The sequence below is a fragment of the Devosia sp. genome (assembly GCF_036406155.1).
GTDB lineage: Bacteria > Pseudomonadota > Alphaproteobacteria > Rhizobiales > Devosiaceae > Devosia_A.
Genome location: NZ_DASWVV010000195.1, coordinates 1 through 4,732 on the forward strand (window position 1 = coordinate 1; position 4,732 = coordinate 4,732).

The following is a 4,732-nucleotide window of genomic DNA, read 5'->3' on the forward strand; positions in this document are numbered from 1 at the left end:
CAACGAGGCCTTCGCCAGCCAGGCCATCGCCGTGCTGCGCGAGCTCGGCCTGCCCGAGGATGCCGCCCACGTCAACGCCAATGGCGGCGCCATCGCGCTCGGCCACCCGCTCGGCATGAGCGGGGCGCGCATCACCGGCACCGCGGCGCTGGAACTGTCCCTGCGCGGCGGCAAGCGGGCGCTGGCCACCATGTGCATCGGCGTCGGCCAAGGCATCGCCATCGCGCTTGCCGCCGTCTGAGCCCGCTCACGGCCAGGCGGCGAAGGAACCGTCCGGGCGCAGCCGCTGGCGCTGCGCCCGCTGGCGGAAGCGCCCCGGCGGCACGCCGGTCGCCCGCGTGAAGAAGCGGCTGAAATAGGCGGCGTCGCGGAAGCCCAGCGCGTCGCCCACTTCCTTGACCTGCAGCGTCGAGCGCTCGAGCAGGGCCTCGGCCTCCTCCAGGAGCCGGCGATGGATCAGCGCCATCGGGGTCAGCCCCGTGGCCCGCTGCACCGCCGTGCCGAGCCAGTCGGTGGAGACGCCGAGCGCGGCGGCATAGCGGCCGATGCGCCAGTGCTCGCGCAGATGCAGTTCGACCAGTTGCAGGAAGTCCTGCACGAGGACGCGCGGCGCCGCCAGCGCGTCGCCGGTCGACGGATCGCCCAGCCGCCACAGGGCGATGAGCAGCAGGGTGAGGTGCGAGGTGACCGCCACCCGCCCGCCCGGTTCGTCGCGCTCGACCTCCTCGCCGATGGCCTCCAGCGCGGCCACGATGCGGCCGGCCCGGCGGCGGTCGAGCCCGACCCCGAGCAGGGGCAGGTCGATGGCCTGGCGCAGCGAAGCGACCATCGGTCCCGCCGGGATGGCCCGCTCGAGCGCGGCGGCGCCCACCGAGATGGCGCTGCCGCGGGTCCCCGCGGCCAGCCGCACCCGGCCGCCATGGCCGCTCGGCAGCCAGATGAGGCACGGCGCCGCAAAGCTCGACTCGCTTTCGCCGCGCAGCACGCTGCCGGCCCCGGCCACGATGACGAACCCCTGGGCATAGGACTGGCGGTGGCCGAACCGCGTCCATTCGAGCGGCGAAAGCGAAGCGGTGATGGGCTCGACCTCGACGTCGAGCGGCGCCTGCACGACACGGTACGGGTAAAGGGGAACGGGCTGCTGCATGCCCGCTAAAGTGCAATACTCCGCCCCGAGAGTCCATTTCCCCGCGCCTCCGGCGAAACTAGTCTATGGCTGGTCGCCTGCCGTCAGCCGCAAAACAAGCGCGGCGGCGTCGCGGCGACCGGGAGGGGCCCGCGCAACGCGAGGCCATACCAGGGAGGAATCCATGACTGTTCTCAATCGCAGGACGGTGCTGCAGGGCGTCGGCGTGGCCGCGCTCACCGCGGCCGCCGGCACCGGCTTCCGCGCCTTCGCCCAGGAGCGCACCGCGATCCGCATCGGCTATGCCATCTCCAAGACCGGCGCCAACGCCGCCGGCGCCGGCATCACCACCCTGCCCAACTACCTGCTGTGGGTGGACGATGTGAACAAGGCCGGCGGCATCCAGCTCAAGTCCGGCAAGTACCCCATCGAAGTCGTCGAATACGACGACCGCTCCAGCGTCGAGGAGGCGGTGCGCGCCGTCGAGCGCCTCGCCACCCAGGACAAGGTCGATTTCATCCTGCCCACCTGGGGCACCGGCCCCAACCTCGCCATGGGCCCGACCTTCGACAAGTTCGGCTATCCCCAGCTCGCCGCCACCGCGGTGACCGACCTCGCCCCGGAGATGGCCAAGCGCTGGAAGCGCAGCTTCTGGTTCCTGGGCGGCGGCCACGACTATGCCGACGCGCTGGTGCAGCTGCTCGCCAAGCAGCGCGACGCCGGCACCATCAACAACAAGGTGGCCATCGTCAGCGTCGCCGACGGCTTCGGCATCGACCTCAGCAAGGCGGCGACGCCAGCCTTCACCGCCGCCGGGTTCGAACTCGTCTACGACAAGAGCTACCCGCTCGGCACCGCCGACTTCGCTCCCATCCTCAACGAGGTGGCGGGGCTGGGCGCCGACAGCTTCGTCGCCTTCTCCTATCCGCCCGACACCTTCGCGCTCACCCAGCAGGCGGTGGTGGCGAACTTCAACCCCAAGGTGTTCTACTGCGGCGTCGGCACCGCCTTTCCCGTCTTCCCCAAGATCGCCGGAGCCAACCACGACGGCGTCATGGGCGTCGGCGGCATCGACCCCGACAGCCAGGCGCTGGCCGACTATTTCGCCCGCCACAAGGCGCTGATCGGGGAGGAGCCGGACAGCTGGGCGAGCGCCATCACCTACGTGACGCTGCAGGTGCTGCAGCAGGCGATCGAGCGCGTCGGCGACGTCGACCGCGACGCGGTTTCGGCCGAGATCGCCTCCGGCGAGTTCGACACGCTGATCGGCAAGGTCAAGCTCGAGGACCAGCAGCTGCGGTCGCTGTGGACGGTCGGGCAGTGGCAGGGCGGCAAGTTCGTCGGGCTCATGCATACCGACGGCCGCGCCGGCCGCGCGCCGGTGATCCCCAAGCCCGCCTGGGTCGCGGCGCAATAGGCCCCGCAGCCGGGAAGCGGCCGGCCGGCCGCTTCCTCCCCGTCCGCCCGGAGGCTGAACCATGCTGCTGAGCGCCCTCCTGACCGGCCTCGTGCTGGGCGGCACCTATGCGCTGATCGCCATGGGGCTGACCCTGCAATACGGCGTCGCCCGCATCATGAACCTCGCCTATGGCGACCTCATCATCGCCGCCTCGTTCGGCGCCTTCGTGCTGTTCACGGCGGCCGGGCTCAATCCGCTGCTCGGGCTCGTCGTCGTGGTGCCGGCCGGCTTCGCGCTCTCCTGGCTCATCTACCGCGTGGCGCTGCAGCCGCTGGTGCGCCGCGCCCGCGACCGCGCCGCGCTCGAGGCCGATTCCATCCTCGCCACCTTCGGGCTGCTGTTCGTCATCCAGGGCGTGGCGCTGGTCGTCTTCGGCGCCGGCTTCATGAGCTACAGCTACCTCGCCGTGCCGGTCGACCTCCTCGGGGTGACGCTCGCCGGCAACCGCCTGCTCGCCTTCGCCCTCGCCGTCGTCTTCGGCGCCGGATTGTGGCTGGCCCTCACCCGCACCCGCTGGGGCACGGCCATCCGCGCCGTCGCCGCCGCCCCCGCCTCGGCGCCGCTGGTCGGCATCGATGTCGACCGCGTCGCCCGCTTTTCCTTCGCGCTGGGCGGCGCGCTCGCCGCCGCCGGCGGCGTCGTCATCTCGATGTTCCTCACCTTCACGGCCACCGCCGGCGTCGTCTACACCATGAAGGCGCTGGTCGTGGTCATCATGGGCGGCGTCGGCAACCTCATGGGGGCGCTGCTCGCCGGGCTGATCCTGGGCCTCGTCGAGACCCTGGTGGCCACCTATGTCGACCCCGGCCTGACGCTGGCCGCGACCTACGCCATCTTCCTGCTGGTGCTGGTCGTACGGCCCGCCGGCCTGTTCGGGAGGGCGACGCGGTGAGCGCCGGAACCGCCGCCCGCTTCGCCCTCGCCGGCCTCGCCTTCGCCGGCCTCGCGGCGGCGCCCTTCGTCGTCGGGCCCTACGTCCTCGGCCTGCTGCTGGGCATCGCCGGCTACGCCGTGCTGGCCAGCGCCTGGTCGATGTTCTCCGGCCCGACGCGCTACGTCTCGCTGGCCACCGTCGCCTTTTTCGGGCTCGGCGCCTACACCGTGGGCGTACTCAGCGACACGCTGCCCTATCCGCTGGTGCTGCTCGCGGCCGCCGGCGTCGGGCTGCTCGTCGCCGTCGCCGTCGGCTTCGCCACGCTGCGCCTCGCCGGGGCCTATTTCGTCGTCTTCACGTTTGGGCTGACCGAGCTCATCCGCCAGCTCGTCACCTACTACGAAGTCAACGTCACCCGCACACTGGGCCGCTACGTGTTCCTGCCCATCGGCCCCGAGCACATCTACTGGCAGCTGCTTGCGCTCCTCGCCGTGACGCTCCTCGCCTGGTGGTGGATCCGCCGCTCGCGCATCGGGCTGGCGCTGCGCGTCATCGGCGACGACGAGGTGGTCGCCGCCCATGCCGGCATCGACATCACCCGGACCAAGGTCGTCCTGTTCGCGGCCTCGGCGGTGATCATGACGCTGGCCGGCGCCATCCAGGCGCCGCGCTGGACCTATATCGAGCCCTCCATCGTCTTCAACCCGACGGTGTCCTTCCTCACCGTGATCATGGCGCTGCTCGGCGGCCCCAACCGCCTGTTCGGGCCGGTGCTCGGCGCGGTGCCGCTGTTCCTGCTGTTCGAGTGGCTGTCGGCCAACTACCCCAACCACTATTCCATCATCCTCGGCGTGCTCTTCATCGGCATCGTCTTCGTCTTCCCGCAGGGCGTGCTGGCCGCCCTCGAAAAGCTCGGCCGCCTCGGCCGCGGCACGGTGGCGCCATGACCCCGCTGCTCGCCCTCGACGGGCTCGGCAAGCGCTTCGGCGGGCTGGTCGCCGTCAACGACCTCAGCTTCTCGCTGGCCGCGGGCGAGATCGTCGGCCTGCTCGGCCCCAACGGCTCGGGCAAGACCACCGCGCTCAACCTGGTCTCGGGGCTGCTGCGGCCCAGCGCCGGCCGCATCCTGCTCGACGGCGAGCCGATCGGCGGCCTCCCCCCGGCGCGCGTCGCCCACAAGGGCGTCGCCCGCACCTTCCAGCTGGTGCGCGCCCTGCCCTCGCTCAGCGTCGCCGACAACGTCGTCGCCGCCCTCGCCTTCCGCCGCGCGCCG

Annotated in this window: 5 protein-coding genes and 1 pseudogene; 5 read left to right on the top strand and 1 reads right to left on the bottom strand. The window is 71.7% G+C overall.

Features of this window, described 5'->3' with window-relative positions; genetic code table 11:
* Positions 1–241: pseudogene (locus VGD93_RS13190) on the top strand (3-oxoadipyl-CoA thiolase); the annotation flags it as partial.
* A gap of 6 nt (positions 242–247) precedes the next feature.
* Here the strand turns inward: VGD93_RS13190 and VGD93_RS13195 are convergent.
* Entirely contained in the window at positions 248–1,147 is a 900-nt protein-coding gene (locus VGD93_RS13195; protein ID WP_395012617.1) for a helix-turn-helix domain-containing protein, read from the bottom strand.
* Positions 1,148–1,310: 163 nt separating this feature from the next.
* Here VGD93_RS13195 and VGD93_RS13200 point away from each other — a divergent pair, with 163 nt between their 5' ends.
* The 4 genes from VGD93_RS13200 to VGD93_RS13215 form a co-directional block, all read left to right on the top strand.
* Complete coding sequence (locus tag VGD93_RS13200) at positions 1,311–2,543, top strand: amino acid ABC transporter substrate-binding protein (protein ID WP_395012618.1); 1,233 nt, start codon at positions 1,311–1,313, stop codon at positions 2,541–2,543.
* A 61-nt stretch (positions 2,544–2,604) separates the two neighbouring features.
* Positions 2,605–3,477, top strand: a complete 873-nt coding sequence (locus VGD93_RS13205) for a branched-chain amino acid ABC transporter permease (protein ID WP_395012619.1) — start codon at positions 2,605–2,607, stop codon at positions 3,475–3,477.
* The gene (locus VGD93_RS13210; RefSeq protein ID WP_395012620.1) at positions 3,474–4,406 is read left to right on the top strand and encodes a branched-chain amino acid ABC transporter permease; all 933 of its coding nucleotides are present in this window, start codon (positions 3,474–3,476) and stop codon (positions 4,404–4,406) included. The genes VGD93_RS13205 and VGD93_RS13210 overlap by 4 nt, the downstream gene beginning before the upstream one ends.
* Positions 4,403–4,732: ATP-binding cassette domain-containing protein (locus tag VGD93_RS13215; RefSeq protein ID WP_395012621.1), on the top strand; the 330-nt coding region annotated here is incomplete at its 3' end. The genes VGD93_RS13210 and VGD93_RS13215, both read left to right, overlap by 4 nt.

Bases quoted from the DNA above. Each gene is read 5' to 3' on its own strand.
- VGD93_RS13205 (WP_395012619.1), top strand. From the start codon at position 2,605: ATGCTGCTGAGCGCCCTCCTGACCGGCCTCGTGCTGGGCGGCACCTAT.
- VGD93_RS13195 (WP_395012617.1), bottom strand. From the start codon at position 1,147: ATGCAGCAGCCCGTTCCCCTTTACCCGTACCGTGTCGTGCAGGCGCCG.
- VGD93_RS13200 (WP_395012618.1), top strand. From the start codon at position 1,311: ATGACTGTTCTCAATCGCAGGACGGTGCTGCAGGGCGTCGGCGTGGCC.